At 68.8% G+C, this 17,160-nt stretch carries 14 protein-coding genes; 11 read left to right on the top strand and 3 right to left on the bottom strand.

Annotated elements, in window-relative coordinates; all coding sequences use genetic code 11:
• Positions 1–66: 66 nt before the first annotated feature.
• Positions 67–3,087: a BTAD domain-containing putative transcriptional regulator gene (locus ACTWPP_RS43260; protein ID WP_443110298.1), complete on the top strand. Its 3,021-nt coding sequence runs from the start codon at positions 67–69 to the stop codon at positions 3,085–3,087.
• Between the two features lie 89 nt (positions 3,088–3,176).
• Here ACTWPP_RS43260 and ACTWPP_RS43255 read toward each other — a convergent pair whose 3' ends face one another.
• The 3 genes from ACTWPP_RS43255 to ACTWPP_RS43245 form a co-directional block, all read right to left on the bottom strand.
• Positions 3,177–3,494 carry a hypothetical protein gene (locus tag ACTWPP_RS43255; RefSeq protein ID WP_443110297.1) on the bottom strand — a complete coding sequence of 106 codons (318 nt, stop codon included), beginning with the start codon at positions 3,492–3,494 and terminating at the stop codon, positions 3,177–3,179.
• A 65-nt stretch (positions 3,495–3,559) separates the two neighbouring features.
• Positions 3,560–5,239 (bottom strand): hypothetical protein, encoded by a 1,680-nt coding sequence (locus ACTWPP_RS43250; RefSeq protein WP_443110296.1) that lies wholly within the window; start codon positions 5,237–5,239, stop codon positions 3,560–3,562.
• A 289-nt stretch (positions 5,240–5,528) separates the two neighbouring features.
• A complete protein-coding gene (locus tag ACTWPP_RS43245) occupies positions 5,529–5,975 on the bottom strand; it encodes a DUF4240 domain-containing protein (RefSeq protein WP_443110295.1) in 447 nt (148 codons plus the stop codon).
• 394 nt (positions 5,976–6,369) lie between these two features.
• Between ACTWPP_RS43245 and ACTWPP_RS43240 the strand changes: the two genes are divergently transcribed.
• The 10 genes from ACTWPP_RS43240 (at position 6,370) to ACTWPP_RS43195 (ending at position 17,070) form a co-directional block, all read left to right on the top strand.
• Positions 6,370–6,756 (top strand): hypothetical protein, encoded by a 387-nt coding sequence (locus ACTWPP_RS43240; protein ID WP_443110294.1) that lies wholly within the window; start codon positions 6,370–6,372, stop codon positions 6,754–6,756.
• A 158-nt stretch (positions 6,757–6,914) separates the two neighbouring features.
• Positions 6,915–8,027 carry a barstar family protein gene (locus ACTWPP_RS43235; RefSeq protein ID WP_443110293.1) on the top strand — a complete coding sequence of 371 codons (1,113 nt, stop codon included), beginning with the start codon at positions 6,915–6,917 and terminating at the stop codon, positions 8,025–8,027.
• Positions 8,028–9,171: 1,144 nt separating this feature from the next.
• Complete coding sequence (locus ACTWPP_RS43230) at positions 9,172–9,651, top strand: hypothetical protein (protein WP_443110292.1); 480 nt, start codon at positions 9,172–9,174, stop codon at positions 9,649–9,651.
• Positions 9,652–9,935: 284 nt separating this feature from the next.
• On the top strand, positions 9,936–11,165 hold the full coding sequence (locus tag ACTWPP_RS43225; RefSeq protein WP_443110291.1) for a helix-turn-helix domain-containing protein: 1,230 nt from the start codon (positions 9,936–9,938) through the stop codon (positions 11,163–11,165).
• 73 nt (positions 11,166–11,238) lie between these two features.
• On the top strand, positions 11,239–12,888 hold the full coding sequence (locus tag ACTWPP_RS43220) for an NAD(P)-dependent oxidoreductase (protein ID WP_443110290.1): 1,650 nt from the start codon (positions 11,239–11,241) through the stop codon (positions 12,886–12,888).
• Positions 12,885–13,904, top strand: a complete 1,020-nt coding sequence (locus ACTWPP_RS43215) for an NAD-dependent epimerase/dehydratase family protein (protein ID WP_443110289.1) — start codon at positions 12,885–12,887, stop codon at positions 13,902–13,904. Before ACTWPP_RS43220 ends, ACTWPP_RS43215 begins: the two co-directional genes overlap by 4 nt.
• Positions 13,901–14,776, top strand: a complete 876-nt coding sequence (locus ACTWPP_RS43210) for a glycosyltransferase family 8 protein (protein WP_443110288.1) — start codon at positions 13,901–13,903, stop codon at positions 14,774–14,776. The genes ACTWPP_RS43215 and ACTWPP_RS43210 overlap by 4 nt, the downstream gene beginning before the upstream one ends.
• On the top strand, positions 14,763–16,250 hold the full coding sequence (locus tag ACTWPP_RS43205) for a glycosyltransferase family 2 protein (protein WP_443110287.1): 1,488 nt from the start codon (positions 14,763–14,765) through the stop codon (positions 16,248–16,250). The genes ACTWPP_RS43210 and ACTWPP_RS43205 overlap by 14 nt, the downstream gene beginning before the upstream one ends.
• Positions 16,247–16,882 (top strand): AAA family ATPase, encoded by a 636-nt coding sequence (locus ACTWPP_RS43200; protein ID WP_443110286.1) that lies wholly within the window; start codon positions 16,247–16,249, stop codon positions 16,880–16,882. Before ACTWPP_RS43205 ends, ACTWPP_RS43200 begins: the two co-directional genes overlap by 4 nt.
• Complete coding sequence (locus ACTWPP_RS43195) at positions 16,879–17,070, top strand: hypothetical protein (RefSeq protein ID WP_443110285.1); 192 nt, start codon at positions 16,879–16,881, stop codon at positions 17,068–17,070. Before ACTWPP_RS43200 ends, ACTWPP_RS43195 begins: the two co-directional genes overlap by 4 nt.
• Positions 17,071–17,160 lie beyond the last annotated feature (90 nt).

Below are 17,160 nucleotides of genomic sequence, written 5' to 3'. Positions count from 1 at the left end.
CCCCGCCCGGATCGCTCCCCATCGCGTCCCGCCGGCTTGGCGCGCGGCTTGGGGTCGCTAGTCGCCTTGGCCGCCGTCGTGGGCGTGCTGCCGCTGGTGCTCGCGCATGCGGCAGGCAACCCCCTTCCGGGGCAATTGCCGTCCCTGGACCAGGTCCGTGACGCGTTGGCTCGTCCCGCATCCGACGACACCCTGATCCTGCTCGTCGTCCGTGATCTGGCCTGGCTACTGTGGGCCGCATTCTGCGTCTCCACCCTTCTGGAAATCGCCGCCCACACCCGCGGCCGCGCGGCCCCACGCCTCCTCGGGCTGGGATCAATGCAGCACCTGGCCCGCAGCCTGATCACCAGTGTCACCCTGATGACCAGCGCCCCTCCGGCAGTCGCACTGGCATCGGCAGCATCCCCACCGGCAGCGACCGCGCCCGCCGTGACAGCAGACCTCGACACCCACACCGTCGCGGTCCCCCATGCCCGCTCCCACGGTGGACCGACAGGTCCGCACGACACACCAACGGCCGATACTGCACCGGGGCATCACACCGTACATAAGGGCGACACTCTCTGGGGGATCGCCGAACGCAGCCTGGGCGATGGGCAGCGCTGGCACGAGATCGCCGCCCTCAACCACATCTCCGATCCCCGCGCCCTGGCCTCAGGAAGCATCCTGATGCTCCCCGACCAGCACACCCCCTTCAGCGACACGTCCGGCCCCTTCGGCGTCTCCACCTCGGCGTCGCCACCGGCATCCCCCATGCCCAACACCGCCTTCTCGGCGTCCGTGAGCCCTTTGGCCCCCGCCCCCGACGCGGCAGCCTCCGAGCCGTTGCAGCCGCCCGACCGCACCGATGATGACGGCGCCGTGTCCTGGGGGCCGCTGACCGCCGTCTTCGCCACCGGCATGATCGCCGGTGGAGTGCTCACCAAGATCACGCAGATGCGGCACATGCAGCGGCAGTACCGCCGCCGGGGCCGACGCATCCGGCTACCGCACCTCCCCCACGCCCGCCACGTGGAACAACGCCTCGCCTGGGAAGCACACACCGCCACCGTGGACCAGGAAGCCGGACAGGTACTACGCGCCGCGCTCCGCGCGCTGGCCCACGGTCTGCGGCAGGCCAACCTGCACCCACCGGAGATCGTCGGCGTCCACTTGGCCGCCGACACCGTCGAGGTCCTGCTCGCCCGTCCGAGCCGAGTCGCCCCCGAGCCTTTCGCCGTACGCCCCGGCAGCAACGACATGTGCTGGCAACTCACCCCCGACGGACGCACGCGGCTGCTCAGCGACGACACCGCGGACGCGGCCAGCGATCAGGGCGGTGACCCCCTTCCCGGTCTGATCAACGTCGGCCAGACCGGACCGGGAGGGCAACTCCTGGTCAACGTGGAAACCCTCGGCGTCGTGGGCTGCGACGGGGACCCGCAGCTCATCGAGATTATCTTGGGCACCATCGCCACTGAGGTCTCCACCAACCCCTGGACCGGCCTCGACACCGTCTTGGTCGGCTTCGACGAACTCGCCGTCGTCCAGGGACGGGTGCACTCCTGCAGCGACCTGGACGAGGCACTGGACCTTCTGGCCCGCCGCGCCGAGGCCATCCGCCGACGGCTCGGGGATGACGCCAACGAGTCCGGCGCCGGTGATGTCCGAGCCCTACGGCTCCAGGGCAGCGGCGACAACGACCTCACCCTCCTGGTATCCCGGACCCCACCCAACCACGATCAACTACAGCACCTCCTCGCAGCCGTCGACGGCACTGGCGGGCTAGCCGCGATCCTGCCGGCCGCCACCCACACCGAGTTTCCCGCGCGATTCACCCTGGACACCGATGGACAGCACGCCCCGGCCCTACGCATCGAGCCCTTGCATCTCACCGTCACCCTCCACCCGCTGACCAGCGACGACTACAACGCCATCGTCACCGTGCTGACCGCTGCAGCCGATACCAGCGACGTCGCCGCCGACCAGCCGCCCTATGGCAGCGCCACCCACAACGTCGGCGCCACCCGCGCACCTGGCACCGACGAAGCATTCTGGTCTGTCGACGCCGAACCGTCCCGTACCACCACCGACCACACCGGCTCAGACGACCAGGACCACCACGGCAGCACCTCCTCCGGTGAAACCAACCTCCTACCGTTCCGACCCCGCACGGGTTCCACGCCGGGAAGCGGCCTCTCTCCCCGGAGAGGGACCCTCGACCTACCCTCTGCGCCGCCGGGTCCAGCATCCGGCACGCGAACACAGAGCGACGAGGTGTTCGCCGCGTCCGAGTTCCGGGTCCCGCCGATCACACCAGTCATCTCCCCCCGGACGCGCGTAGAGCTTGCCGAGGACGAGCACTCGGCCGGCTTGTCCATCGGTGTCCTAGGGCCGCTTGAGGTGACCGGCGCCCACCACGATCTACAGCCCAAGCAACTTGAGATCGTGCTACTGCTGGCTCTCAATCCCGCCGGACTCCGCAACGACCAGTTACGGACCCTACTCGGCCCCGACCCTGACCATCCACGCGGCAGCGACAGCCTCCGACAGGCCATCACCCGGACACGGCGGCGGCTCGGGCAGGCCGCCGACGGCACCGAACGCATCGTCCATGTCGGAGACGGCATCTACCGGCTCCACGACGCCGAACTGGACTGGACCCACTTCCAGACGCTGGTCGATGCGGCCGGGACCCACGAGGGCGACGCCGCCCGTAAGCTCCGCCAAGCCCTGCAACTGGTGCGCGGCCGACCCCTTGAAGGCTGTTACCACTGGTGGATCGACACCCCGCTGCTGGAGACCATACGGGCCACCATCGTGGACGCCGCCGAACTACTCGCCGAACTCGACTTGGCCACCGGCGCCATCACCGGCGCCGGACGGGCCGCCCGCGTCGGCCTTATCGCGGACCCGGCGGCCGAACAGCTGTGGCGGATGGTGATGCGCGCCGAACACGCCGCCGGCAACACCGCCGGAGTCCACGAGGCATGGTCTGGATGCTTACGGGAACTCGCCGCCGTCGACACCGAACTCGAACCCCACCCCGACACCGTGGACCTCCACCACCGCCTCACTCGCAGGCCCCCGACCGCCGCATACGTGTAGGTTCCGCAGATTGATGTCCAATTCCGGATCTCAGTGTCCACACCAAGTCCATCCTCGATTGGGAGCACGCCGCCGACCTCAGGCGTCCACTAACCGAAGAGATCACCGCCTACGCCCGCCGTCTCGCACGGTCGACCCACCGGTTCCCTGACACCAAACGGGCCCTGGTCGAACTCCTGGAACGGTGGGACGCCGGCCTGACCGGCAACCCGGCTGAACGGCGCATGGCCGTCAGGATGTCCGCTGAACGCCTTGGCGTTCTTCCTGATGACACGACCGAAGCCGCTGTCCTGGCGCTGCCGTCGGTCGCCCGGCTGGCCGCTGTCCACGTGGCCGGGCAGAAGGACGTCTTTGAACGTCGCTTCCTGGAGGAACTCCAGCGTTTGACTCCAGCGACCGGTGGACATGGCCGTTGATCCTACGTGTCTGAAGGTGCAACCGATCGGTGATCGATGCCAGCAGGTCGCTCGGTTCAGAAGGGTGGATCGTCGGTGCTTCCTGCCCCGGCCCACGGGTCGGGGTTGCGGACGAGGTTGTACCGCTGCCGGGCAGCGGCGTCTTCGGTGTTCTCCAGGGTGCTGGTGTCGTGGCCCCACGTCCGGAGTGCGTCCAGGGCTCGGTTGCGGTGGTGACGGTTGCTGCTGGCGGCCAGGAGCAGGCAGGCCCGGTCGGCGAGGATGTCGCGCTGGGCGGCGAGGGCGGGGTGCTCTGCGAGGGGGATCGCGGCGATCAGCGCCGCGTCGCGGACCCGCGAGTCGGGGTCGTCCAGGAGTTCCTGGACGGCGCGGTAGACGGCGGGGCGTAGTTCCCGGTAGATCCGCACCGTCGAGTCCGCGTCCGGGTGGTCGGGGCCGAAGATGCGGGCGCCGGCCGCGACGGACTCGTCGTCGGCGTCGTCACTGGTGTCGCCGAGCCATTCCAGTAGCGTGAAGCGGGTGGGTAGAAGGTCCCCGGCGGGCTCGCCGGCGGTGGTGCTGGGGAGATTGAGGATTGCCGCGATGTACAGGGCGACCGGCACCGTTGCTTCGTACACGGTGTTCTGGTGGGTGACCTCGGTGAGCACGTCCCGCGCGGCGTCTGCCCTGACGGTCGGGTCGGGGTCGAGCAGACGGGCGAGTGCAGCTGGCAGGGAGGCGGCCTGGCCCATCGGGGTACCGAGCCGAGCCCATTTGGTGTTCTTCAGCATTTCGTAGGGATCGGGTAGGCGGCCAGGTGGCAGACCGTTGAACCAGCTGGCGAGATAGAGCTCACCCTGGGTCGGGGATGGCGCCCAGGGGTCGTCGATTTCGTGCCAAGTGTCGGGGTGCAGGAGCCCACGCACCCAGCGGTGGAGCGCGGTGACGCCGTCGTAGCTGATGGCCCGCAGCCACGGCAAGGGCGCCATCAGCCGAGCTGTGTCGTCGGTCGCGCACACGTCAAGGATGAAGAGCAGGCCCTCTGGCGGAGGGGAGTCGGTGAGGCACAGCCAGCTGAGCGCGGCGCTGATCCGTACCGCGGGCGGCGTTGCTGGGTCCGCCCACAAGGTCTGGGTCCAGGTCAGGCATTCCGGATCAGGCAGCCTGCAGGCGAGTTGTGCGACCGCGAACACCAGGCCGGCGCGCACGATCGGGTCGGTCTCGACGCCCAAGCGCGCCTGCACGGCGGAGCGAACGTCGTCGAGACGCCCGGACGCTGCTACTGCCGCGTACGCGGCGTAGGGACGAACGTCGGGGGCGGGGTCGGCGAGCAGCGACAGGACCAGGTCGAGGTCAGCGGTGATCGCGTCACGGGCGGCCGCGATGCCCCAATGGCCCGGGTATCCGCTGGGCTCGAACAGTTGCTCGTCCTCGGGCAGCCGCAGCATCTGTCGGCGGCCGGGTCCCAGCGTCGACCGGGCGGCATCGGCCGCCACCTCCAGCGCGTAGGCGCGGCAGCTCCCGTGCGGGTCGGCGGCGACCCGCAGCAGGAACGGGACGGCCAGTGCTGCCACCGACCAGGAGCTGTTGGCGAGCTCCCCGTTCACCCCCCGCACAGCCTGCCGCACCACGTCGGGATCGTCGGAACGCATGCGCGCCACATCGTCGCGGGTCTGCGGGCCGCACGGGAAGCGGTCCCACGGAATCTGGTCGAAGGCGAATGCGTCCTTGGCCTCCTGGGACAGTGCTCCGACCACAGCACGAACATCAAGCGGGCCGCCCACCTGAACCAGAGGGGCACCGTCGACGAATGCCCGGTGGACCGCCTGGTAGACCGGGTCGTCCTCCCACCACATCCGCCCTCCCCGAAAACCGGAGCGAGCCGGGAGCGGCTCACTGTTGAGACAGTCTCCCGCACGGCCGTCCCCGCGGCGCGACCGGGGAGGAGGGCTTGTTGGGAGCAGCTACTCGCGGAACAACTCCGAGAGACGGGGGAGGCGGCGTCGGGTCTCGGGGTGGTCGTCGAAATCCCAGTCGAAGTGGATGTCAGGGTAGGTGGGTGGCGTTGTCGGGTGGGAGTTCTTCGCCGGTCTTCTGCTGGTAGGCGTGCCAGGCGATACTCAGGATCGCCTCTCCGTCCAGGTCGTGTCCGGCCGACGCGGCTTCGAGCACCGTGGGGACGGTAGCCAAAGAGTCGGGGTCGGTCAGCGCGGCTTCGTAGACCGCGCGGCCTTGGCTGACGAGCCAGCCACGAAAGTACTCGAAGCCGTCGTCCGACGCGCCGCCGTTGATCAGGTAGGCGGCCCCCCAGAGATCACCCCGGTAGGACTCGGCGAGAACGTCCCAGAGGGGCTGCTCCACGCGCGCGATTGCGTCGGCCGACCATCCCGTCATGATCTCGATGGCGCTGGTCGCGACGCTGTCGGCGTCATTCGCGTCTTCGGCTGCGTTGCGAGCGTCGTCGATGAACGTCCAGAACTGATCGCGCTTCACGGCCCAAAACGTGCCACCCCGACGCATCCGACGGCAAGCCCGAGTCGGCGACGCGACGAGCGGTTCGTTCTGCTTCTATGGGCGCTGTGTCCGTCTATGGAGTGATCGCGCAGCTTCCGGAGCCCCGGGCTTGTGCGTGCGCGGTCGAAGGCTCTGGCGATGCTGGATGCCGTCATGAGTCCCGAATGGCAATGGCGCTACTACTCCCATGACACCCAGTGGGCGCCGTCGGAGGAGATGGCCTCGATGCGGAACGGGAGCGGCGATGACTACGCCATCGTGTTCGCGGAGGCCGGGGTTTACGCGCAGGCGTTCGCCCACGAGTCGCCGATGAGTTCCTGGCGTGTTCGGCCACCGGAACTGTGGCCGGGGTTGATCGAGTCGGTTTCCGGATGTGTTCCGGCGGCAGGTGGAAGAGCCTGCCTTCGGCGATTCCAACGGGCTGCTGCGGGCAACGGTGTGCTTGTGGCGGGAACGCGCCGATTCTGCCTGGAGGTGCGGTGAGGTCACCGTCCCGGATGACGGGGAGTGCGATGCCGACGGCGCCGAGTGGCTGTTCGCACTCCTGCTGGAGGAAACGGCCCGGGCCTACGCCGAGTTCGCGGAGGAGTACCACGAACTGGCGCCGGCGTTGGAGGCGGTCGAGCACGTCTACAGCCTCAAGCCGCTGACCCAGGAGATCGTCACGGCTTTGAACCCGGAGATCCGGCTTGATGATCTGGTGGGCGACATCACAGAGATCGGCTATCCGAGTGACCCGGACGTTAGTGTCGCGGGGTGACGATGATGGACGGTTCTCAGGCTGATGGTCCGCCGGAGCGGCGGCAGTGGACGTGGGAGCATCCGGTCGGTCCGCGTTGGCTACTCCTTGGCGATATCGGCTTTGAAGGCTCCTACAAGGACGACATCCCGCTTGCGTTGTGCGCCGGGGTTGAGGGTGTGTTCGTCGATCTGCCGCCCCGCCCGCGGGAGCAGTTCACTCTCGTCGGCTGCAGGCCGGAGGGAGCGCTCGCCGACCTGCTCGAACGTGTGCCCGTTGAAGAGCTCGGCACAGAACGAGCCTGGTTGGGCGACCTGTACCTCGCCGGTCCTGAACCGGCTCCGGGCACGCCGCCGTCCTGGTGGGGCGAGGACGTCGGGGACCTCGTCGTGCTCGCGCACCAGCCGAGCAAAGCGCTGCCGGGCACGGTCGATATAGATTTCGACGGGTTCGTCCACGTCTATGACCGCACCGAGGCCGTGGAACGTCCCGGCGACGCCACCGAATTCTTCCTCCAGAGCCGCGATGGGGCGCCCTACGGCAAGTGCCTGGACGTTCGCGGAGTCTTCCGCGAGCAGTCCGCCCCGCCGGTGCCGAACATCCGGTTGCTCGGCTGCAAGCCCGAACCTCCGCTGCTGGCCGCGCTGGCCGCGGCGGGACCGCAGTCCGACGCCGCTCGGCGCGGTCGCCGGATCATCGCCGACGTCTACGCCGTCACCGCCGACGGTTCGGTCGGACGGGTGACCGAAGCCGCGGTATACGGGATGGTCGAGGCAGGCGAACCGTCCAGACTGGGCGCCGGGCTGCTCGACGTCACCATCGCCAGCGAGCCGAGGGAACCGCTGCCTACCGGAGTCCTCGACATCCTGGAGCACTGGCACCGGGGCCGCCCGACCGACAAGAACCTCTGGGCCGACTATGACCGGACCCTGCGCCATTACTGGGCCGGAATGGCGCTGACCCGCCGCTCCCGCGAACCAGACAGCCCGGCCGGCGGCACCTATGACCTCGACGGCCGGTTCGTGACCGACATCGAAGGGTTCTACTGCGCGATCGGAGAGGCGATCAACGGCCCCGGCGGATACTTCGGCTGGAACCTCGACGCCCTCGACGACTGCTTCTCCGGAGGGTTCGGAGCCCAGATCCCGTTCCGAATCGTGTGGCATACCTCGAGCGTCGCCCGCACCCACCTCGTCCCCGGCTACGACAAGCGCAGACTCGGCCCGGCGGTCACCTTCGACTACCTCCAGGACATGCTCACCGAGCACCACATCGAGATCGACCTACGCTGAAACCACCGGCATAAGCTGAATCGATTGGCCAAGCTCCGCGGATTGATCATAGAAAAGCCCTTGGCCATGGCTTGCGGAAGACCTGCTCAGGGCACCGCGCTTGGACAGGCCAATGCGGAACCTACAATACGGCCGCTGACGCTGACGAAGGCCCGGCAGCACCGACCTCCGATAGTCATCGCGCGTTGAGACTTCACTGGTCGTCATCGTCGGCGCCCTCAAGCACAGGGGTCCCCAGACAGAGGGTCTCGCGCAGGCGTGGTGCGCGACGTGGGCCACCGGCGGCAGAGCCATAAACGTACCCCAGCACCATCGAGACCAGCTCTTGACGGACGTCCACCGCCACAGCAGACAGAGCGCGTCACGGGACACGTTTCTTCAGCTCACACACCCATCGGGGGGCATGTCACACCGCGAGCAACCCGTGAGAAGAAGTCTGTGCGGCGAACCGTGCTGTCCCAGCGAAGGGATCACAGACACCATGGCCGCGCTCCCCCTCCCGCACGGATCTTCCGGCGACCTGCACACCGATCCGAACACACTGCCGCAGTCCCCGGCCCAGCACACCAGCCAGCCCCCCGAACGCTCGCTCCCGACACCACGACCAACGCCACGTCCCGCACCGCCGTTGTGGCGGCGTCCGCCTACAGAACGCCCGCTGCAGAACCCGCCTCGGTCAACGCCACCGCCGTTGAACCTGCCGACGACACCACCACCAAGCTTCGGTACCTCCCCACGAGCCCCGCGCAGGCGCCGACTTGCCGCATACCTTAAGAAACGTCGAAAGTGGTGCCTTGCCGTCACGCTAGGGCTCCTCACGCTCGTGGGCATCGGACTGGCGACCGGCCCCGTCATGCGTTCCGCCCAGACGAACTCCAACACCGACTCGCCTCTCCCCTTCGCGACCGAGTCGTCGCTGGCAACGCAGCCCCCCGCGGCACGGCCACACGCGACACGGCCACCGACAGCCGACTTCACGGCCATCGCCGATGCGTGTGCACTGCCGACATCGGCATCCCTGCAGCGACTCGCGCCAGGCGGGGACAATAAGGCGTGGCACACCGGCACCGACGACTGGTCATGCCTGCGGGTCGGACGCGAGGAATCCCTGCCGGGCACGCAAGGCCATCGTCGACTCCGCAGAGTGCTGATCAGCGTGTCCATCATGTCCGCCACACGATCGCGTAGCGCAACCGAGCAGGCACGCGAAACCTTCGCCGCCCAGCGTGACCGTGACCACGCCGCAGGGGAGCGCCGCAACCGCGTACTCCACGTCGGCGATGAGGCCTACTCCGGATACTCCGAGATCGGCGGCGACGGTAAAGCAGAAGCCACCGTCCGGCTCCGCAACCTCGTCTTCACCGTCACCTACACCGGAACCGCATGGCCGCCCTCCCTGCTGGGCCCCCACACACCCATGCCCGAACCCATGGCCCGAAGGGGTGCGGTGATGCTTGCCCGCGAGATTGTCCGGGCACTGGTCATGTGCGCCGCCTGTACGTCGCGTGACGCGCCGACCACACCGGCCGCGCCGACCTGGCCCACCGTTTTGCCAGGTACCCATCCAGCAACGGAGGAGACCCCTCCGATCGTCCAGGAGGTGGCTGCCGGTCCTGGAGGATGAGGCCTTCGCGCAGTTTCGCTGATAGGGCTGGTGCAGTAATGCAAGAGCGCCCCTCCCTGCCCGACCACATGCTGCGTTCACTGTGGGGTGCGCTAGACCAGCACCGCCGTAGGCCCGTGACCTGTCTCGCTGATCAGGTCGACAAGGGGTGATACCAAAGGGGCAACGTCATGGACTCTCGTCCCGCGCATCATCGGCTGGTCAATCGGAAACGAGGCTCGGAGAAGCTTCACCTGGTCGGTACGGTATCGGTAATGCCCGATCGCTGGAATCGAGGAGTGGTGATGCTGGAGGAAGCCGAGGAGATTGGCCGCCGTGCCAAGCGTGCTCGTCTCCGGCTCGGGATGACGCAGGCTGATCTTGCCGCCGATCTCGGGCGAACGCAGGGCTGGGTTTCCAAGATGGAGCGCGGGCAGATTGAACTCGACCGGGTCGGCTTGCTGAACCAGCTCTCGGCAGCCCTGCACATCCACCCCAACGACCTGATCGGGCGACCGTACGTGGCGTCTGCGGGGGAGAACCAGTGGCAGACCGCTGCGTCGTCCATTGTGCGGGAGCTACGACGGTTCGACCTGACCCCGGTGTTCGACGGGACTCCCCGGGCGTCGGGGGTGCTGTGGAGCGAGATGACCCGGCTGCACCGCCTCCGGGACGCGGCGGCGAATGTCACGATCTTGCGGGCGCTGCCGGACATGCTGCGGGAGGCTCGGGCGCTGGCAGAGGTATCGGCCGGCCACGAACGCGAGGAGGCGTTCGCGCTGTACGGAGTGATGTGCAAGTTCGCCCACACTGCAGCGCACGCCCTCGGTCATCCCGAGCTGGTAGCGATGGCGTGCGAGCGTGCGGCGTGGGCCGCCCGGCTGTCAGGGGATCCTGTATTGGGTGCGGTCGCCGACTGGATGCGGGCGTGGGACATGTGGGCGACTGCGGACTGGACCGATTCGCTTGCCTTGTTGGACAAGGCGCTCGGTGATCTCGAACGGGACTATGACCGCGGTGACCAGCTCACCGTGCGGGCGTGGGGGTCTCTGCATCTGCGTGCCGGGGTGTCGGCCGCCCGTGCCGGGGACCCCGACAAGGCTCAGGACCGGATCGCCTACGCCAAGACGGCTGCCGATCGGATGGACGCCGAGGCAGGGCCGCAGGTCTATGACCGTCACTCGCTGACCTTCTCCAGTGGAAACGTCGCCATCCACGCGGTGTCTGTCGCCTTGGAGACTGGGGACCAGCGCCGGGCGCTGGAGTTGAATGCCCGCGCCGACCCCCACGTGGTCACCGTCCTGCCGAACTCCCGGCAAGGCCACCACCATCTTGATCTGGCCCGGGCGTGGCTGTGGGACGGCAACCGTGTCAAGGCGCTGACCGAACTGGAGACTGCTGAGCGCTTGGCCCCGCAGCTCATCCGCAACCATCCGATCGCCCGCTCGACGCTGCGATCGCTGGTCTACGCCGAGCGCGCCATCACACGCGAGCGGCTCCGCCACATGTCCGACCGCTTCCACCTGGACGAATGACCGTTATATTCCTCTGAGTCATATTCGGGTCCGGTAGAGGATTTACCGTCCCGGCATGACCACCTCTCACAGCGTGCCGAAGGCGGCGGACGCTCCACTGCGATCCTGGCCGCGGCTGGGCGACCTGGTCGCCGACAGCAGGCGGGACGGCCAGGTCGGCGTGATTGTCGGTGTCCCCGGTGAGGAGGGCGCCAACTGGCTCACCTACCGGTTACGGCCCCCCGATAATGGAGAGGACTGGTCCGCGGCGGCTGACGCCTCCACGCTGCTGCCCGTCCCTTCTCCTGTCGCCTACGCCTCGCTCCGCGACGGGCCGATCCACCACCGGCCCGGTCGGCATTGGGCGCTGACCATCCGCCTCCACCACCAAGACGGCAGCGAACAAGAATCCCACCTGATCATCGCCGAACCCCAGGCGTGGCGCCTGGCCGCCCAGATCCGCGACAACGCGCCGGCCGAGCGGATGTGGACCGGTCACAGCACCGGAGATGACACAGGACAGGATCTGCAGGACCACCTGCCGCCTGGGGACATGATCGGTGAGCTCGCTCAGCTCACCGGCCGCCCGGCGATGCCCGCCGGTTTGGCGTCGCCGGCCGCCGGAGACTTCTTCGGCTGGCTGGCCTCCACACTGCCGATCACCCATGCCGCATGCCTGGCCGTCACCCATGTGCTGCCGGGACAGATGGACTTCCTGATCGCCCTGGGCCACACGACCACGATCGCGGCCGTCCTTCCCAAGCCGAAGTCGGCCAATGACCTTGCGCTGGAGCAGACCGCCGCGCTCTACCCCTGTGACGAGCTCGACCGTGCCCTGTTCGCCGACCCCGACTGGGTGACGGGCTACGTACGTCGTCGAGCCGCAGGCCGGCGGATCGTCCTGTCGGATGTTGGCGGCTACTTCGCTCCTGCACTCGGGGAACTGTGCGAGCGGCTGCCCGGCCAGATCGCGGGCGTGGTCGAGGACACCGAGAACGGCCACCGCCGCTACGAGGCGCTGCCGCAGCTCCCGTGCGGCGTCTACAGCGTGGCCCGCAGCCCGCTAAAGGAACCTGAGGATCGTCTGGTCGGCGAGGCGATCGTGTTCTCGGTGGAGACGCTGCTGCGGCATCTCGGCCAGGTGCTGCAGGGCCGTCAGGCGTGCGTGATCGGGTACGGGAAGATCGGTGCCGGGATCGCCGCCGCGCTGCACTCGCGGCACGTGCGGGTTGTGGTTCTGGATATCGACCCGGTCCGCCAGGCGCAAGCCTTGTCGGTCGGATATGGCTCTACCGATCTGGCCGACGCCCTCGCGCATTGTGACCTTGTGTTCTCGGCTACGGGCAATCGCGCTCTGACGGTCGAGCACCTGCCGCTGTTGAAACAAGATGCGTTTCTTGCCGGTGCCACCTCCCGGGACGACGAGTTCGATCTGGCTGCGCTCGGTGAATCCGGCAGCGGCTACGTCCGCACCGAGTTGATCCCGGGCGTCTCCCGGATCCGGTCCGCGCAAGGCCGGTCGTTCTACCTGCTCGGCAACGGCAACGCCGTCAACTTTCTGCACACCTCTGCGATGGGGTCGGCGATCCACCTGGTCAAGGCCGAGATGACCGTCGCCGCCGGGCTGCTGGCCGAACAAGACCACGAGCCCGGCTTCTACGAGGTGTCCGCAAGCCACCGTGCCGCCATCGCGGCCGCCTGGGTCGACTTCTTCGGCCCAGCTCATCCCGGGAGGAGCACATGACCATCGTGACCACCACGGCTGCTGCCCCTAGAGAGGTGCACGTGGACGGGCCGGATGTCGCCGGTGCCCGCATCGCAGTCACCGGCGCGGCCGGTTTCCTCGGCTCGCACCTGTGCGAGCACCTGGTCCGCGCGGGGGCCGACGTCGTCGGATTCGACGACCTGTCGACCGGTCACGTGACCAACCTGGCGGCCATCGCCGATCATCGGGCCTTCGAGTTTCGCCACCAGGACGTCATCATGCCGTGCCGTATCCGGGGCGGTTTGGACGCGGTCATGCATCTGGCGTCCCCTGCAGCACCGGGCGACTACCTGGCCCGGCCGGTGGCAACGTTGCGGGCCGGGTCGATCGGCACGTTGAACATGGCCGAGGTCGCCCAGGCCAAGGACGCGCTGCTGGTGCTGGCCTCCACCTCTGAGGTGTACGGGGACCCGCTGGAGCACCCGCAGCGCGAGTCCTACCTCGGGAACGTCAGTCCGATCGGTCCGCGCAGCGTCTACGACGAGGCCAAACGGTTCGCCGAGGCGGTCGCCGCGGCCTATGCCCGGCTCGGTACGCGCACCGCGATCGCGCGGATCTTCAACACCTACGGGCCGCGCATGTCCAGCGGAGACAGCCGGGTCGTACCGACATTCCTGCGGCAGGCATGCGCCGGGCAGCCGCTGACCGTCGCCGGCGACGGTAGCCAGACCCGGTCCCTGTGCTACGTCGACGACACCGTGCAGGCGCTGACCCGCCTGATGGCCTCCGGCTACGCGGGCCCGGTCAACATCGGCGGCACTGCTGAGGTCTCGGTCCTGTACCTGGCGGAGCTGATCAAGCACTTGTGCGGTTCGGTGGCATCGATCGAGTTCGTCGCGCTTCCCGCCGATGACCCTCGGCGTCGCTGCCCGGACATCTCTCTGGCTGCCCGCAAGCTGGGCTGGCGGCCGAAGGTGAGCCTTGCCGACGGGCTGGCGCGGACGCTGGCCTGGTATCGCGGCCAGGTCGACATCAGCGTTGGAGCGCGACGATGAAGCGCGCCGATCTCGCGCCCATAGTGTGCTGCGTCGACGACCGATACGTCCTGCCGTTGTGCGTGCTGATGGCCTCGCTCGCCGCCATCCCCGAACACACCGGCCTGCGGATGTTAGTCCTGCACCAATACCTGTCTCGTACCGGCCGGGACCGGGTGGCCTTCCACGCCGACCGCCTCGGCATCGAGCTGGAGCTTTACCCGGTCCAGCCCGCTCAATCCGCGCCGGTCTCCGGATGGGTATCCAAGGCGGTCTACCTGCGGCTGGAGATCGGGGACGCGATCGGCCCCCGCGGCACCGTCCTGTACTTGGACGTCGACACCATCGTCCTCGGCGACCTGCGCCCGCTGCTGCTGACCCCGTTGGAGGGCGCGCCGCTCGGCGCGGTCCGCGACCCGCAGAATCCCGTGATCGGCGCCGGGATCGCCTTCCCCGGCTGGGCCGAGCTGGGCTTGCCGTGGGGCCGGGACTACTTCAACTCGGGTGTGATGCTGATGGATCTGGCCGTGTGTGAACGCCAGGGACTGTTCACGGCGGCCCGCGTTTTCCTGGCCGAACACGGCGACCAGGCACGGCTGTGGGACCAGGATGCCCTCAACGTCGCCGCCGACGATCAGTGGCGGCGGTTGGGCCGGCGGTGGAACACCTTCGCGCTGTCACCGCTGGCCGCCCAACCCGGCTACCGGCACGACGACGCCGAACCGTACTCGCCGCTGGCGATGCTGCTGGCCGACGAGCCCGACGCTTCCATCCTGCACTTCGCTGGCCCGGCCAAGCCCTGGCGCGACGACTACCCGCCCGGGCGGCCTGGCGAGATCTACCGGCAGTTCCTGCGTGCCGTAGGGAAGGTGGAGTTCGATGGCCGCTGGTGAGACCACTGCCCGAACGGCCGCCCGCGCCCTGGCCTGGGCCTGCTCGGTGGCCCTGGTGGCGCGGCACGGTGCCGGTTCCTGGCAGCTCGCCCGGACCCTATCCTGGCTCGACCGACACGAACTTGAGCCGCGGCCGCGGGAAGACCCTGTTCCGCTAGTGCAGGTCGTGGTGCCAGTCCTGCGCGAACAGCAGCACGTCGGCGCGGCGCTGGCCTGGTGGCGGACGATACTGCCGCAGTTTCCGGGGATGTCGCTCACGGTGGTGTCGACGGCCCGCGAAGACCACGACCGCGACCTGCTGGCCCGCGCGGCCTGTGAGGGCCCGCTGACCCGCGCCCGGCTCCCGCAGCTCACCGCGCCCGAGCTGACCGCCCTCCGTGCGGCCAAGCAGCATGGATGCCTGTCAGTCGAGGATGCCGCAGCCATCCTGGCTCAAACCCCCCGTACCCGGGACGTGGTCGATCGCGAGTTGGCAGACGTCCCCGACGAGCGGATCAGCCACCTCACCTACCCGGGGCTCGGACGCAAGGCCGCCCAGCTCAACCACGCCGCTCGTCTCCTCCCGCCGGGCGGCTACCTGGCGGTGTATGACGTCGACTCCCGGCCCGCCCCAAAGGCCCTGGCCGCTGTGTACGCCTGCCTTGCCGACCGGCCTCCAGTTGTCCAGCAGCATGCCCTCCACACCGCTCCCGTCCGCGGCGACGTGTGGGCACGGGGAGCGGCGGTGTTGCAGTCGATCTGGACGCTGCGCCGTGAGGTCCCCTATGCCCGCCGCCACCAGCATTCGGCCACCCGGCCCGGGACCGTGGCGCGATGGCGGGCCGGGCTGTCGCAGCCGGTGGGCCACGGCCTGTACCTGCGCCACGATGTTCTCTCCGCGATCGGCGGATTCCCCGAGAACAGCGTCCTGGACGACGTGCCGACCGGCGTCGCGCTCACTGTGGCCGGCATCCCCACCGTTAGCGTGCCGTACTTGACGACGGTCCCGGGCCCGGAATCGGCCGCGGAGATCATCGCGCAGGGTCGCCGTTGGTTCTGTTCCTATCTCGATTACCCGACGCTCCTTCGGGACGCCGCCGCCCGCCGGGCGGGGGCCGCACCGCATCGTCGTCTGGTCGCCGCGGTTGCCCTGTACCGCGGCACCGCCTGGTTTGCCGCCAGCCCCGTCACTGTGCTGGCAGCCCTCGCCGCCCTCGCGCCCCGCTCGCGCCTCCCCCTGCGGGCCACCGCGATCACCGGCCTGACGCTCGCAACCGTCGTCCCCATCCTCGCCACCCTCCGCATCCGCGAAGCGCAACGGTCGCCGGCCGACCTCTGCAGGGACTGCGGCGCCCTGCTGGCGGCCTACCTACTGCGCAGCGTCGGACCTTGGCTGGCCGTCACCGACGCCATCCGAGACCGTCACCCCACCACGACCACCGCGCCCTCGCCGAAGGCCCATCGCACTCCGCGACCTTCAGGAGCCCCATCGTGATCATGATCGGAGTGGAAGGCGTGTCGTGCACTGGCAAGACCACACTCGCCCGCACTCTGGCCGAACGCCTGGACGCCGGTCTGCCAGGCCCGTTGGGCGAGGCGTGCGTTGTGCCGTGCTACTACCACGCCGCACCCGACCCGCAAGCGCTGTCCAACCGGGACGTGCGTACCGAAGCCGACCAGCTCGCGTTGCTGGCAACCCATCTTGAGGTCGAAAAGCTCCGCCACCGGCAGGCTCGCAGCGCCCTCGACCAGGGCCGTGTGGTCGTGCTCGACCGGACGGTCGACACCCTGCTGGCCCACGTACGCGCAGTCGGACGCATGCAGGGCCTGGACGCCAGGGCCCACGCTCGCCGGCTCGTCGCCACTGCGATCGAGCGAGGACAGGTCGCGGTCCCGGCGGTGACGCTGTTTCTTCAAACCAGCCACGACGTGCTGGCACGACGGGCACGAGCTCGGGCTGGTATGCCGCCGCTGTTCTACGACCCGGACTTCGCCCAGGCCTTCAACGGTCACTTCGCCGACCCGATCACCCCGCATTGCCTGGTCATCGACGCCACCGCTGGAGCAGGCGCGGTTGCCGACCAGGCATGGAGCCTGCTGAAGCCGTGTCTGGACGGTGCCCGATGAACACGATCGTCGTGGGCTGCGGGCTCGTCGCCGGCCGCTGGGTCCGGGCCCTGGCCGTTGATGCCCGGCTCGCCGTGACCGCACTCGTCGACCCCGACACGGCCGCAGCACACCGGATCATCCATCGATGCGGCCTGAACGGCGTCCCGGTGTTTGAGGGGCCGCGCGTTTTCCGGACAGCGTCCTGATGGGTGATCTGCGGGTAGATCTACGCCGCTTGCTGTCGCTCCAGGTACTCGATGTGGACCTCAAGTGGGGTCCGGTACCCGTTCGCGGAA

Source organism: Actinomadura sp. 3N407, from assembly GCF_052245875.1.
Classification (GTDB): Bacteria; Actinomycetota; Actinomycetes; order Streptosporangiales; family Streptosporangiaceae; genus Spirillospora.
The sequence above is the reverse complement of the archived record's forward strand: the minus strand, read 5'-3'. Positions and strand labels throughout refer to the sequence as shown.

Coding starts and splice junctions, on each gene's coding strand:
- ACTWPP_RS43255 (WP_443110297.1), bottom strand. CDS start 3,494: ATGTCCACCGGTCGCTGGAGTCAAACGCTGGAGTTCCTCCAGGAAGCG.
- ACTWPP_RS43225 (WP_443110291.1), top strand. CDS start 9,936: ATGCTGGAGGAAGCCGAGGAGATTGGCCGCCGTGCCAAGCGTGCTCGT.
- ACTWPP_RS43215 (WP_443110289.1), top strand. CDS start 12,885: ATGACCATCGTGACCACCACGGCTGCTGCCCCTAGAGAGGTGCACGTG.
- ACTWPP_RS43210 (WP_443110288.1), top strand. CDS start 13,901: ATGAAGCGCGCCGATCTCGCGCCCATAGTGTGCTGCGTCGACGACCGA.
- ACTWPP_RS43205 (WP_443110287.1), top strand. CDS start 14,763: ATGGCCGCTGGTGAGACCACTGCCCGAACGGCCGCCCGCGCCCTGGCC.
- ACTWPP_RS43195 (WP_443110285.1), top strand. CDS start 16,879: ATGAACACGATCGTCGTGGGCTGCGGGCTCGTCGCCGGCCGCTGGGTC.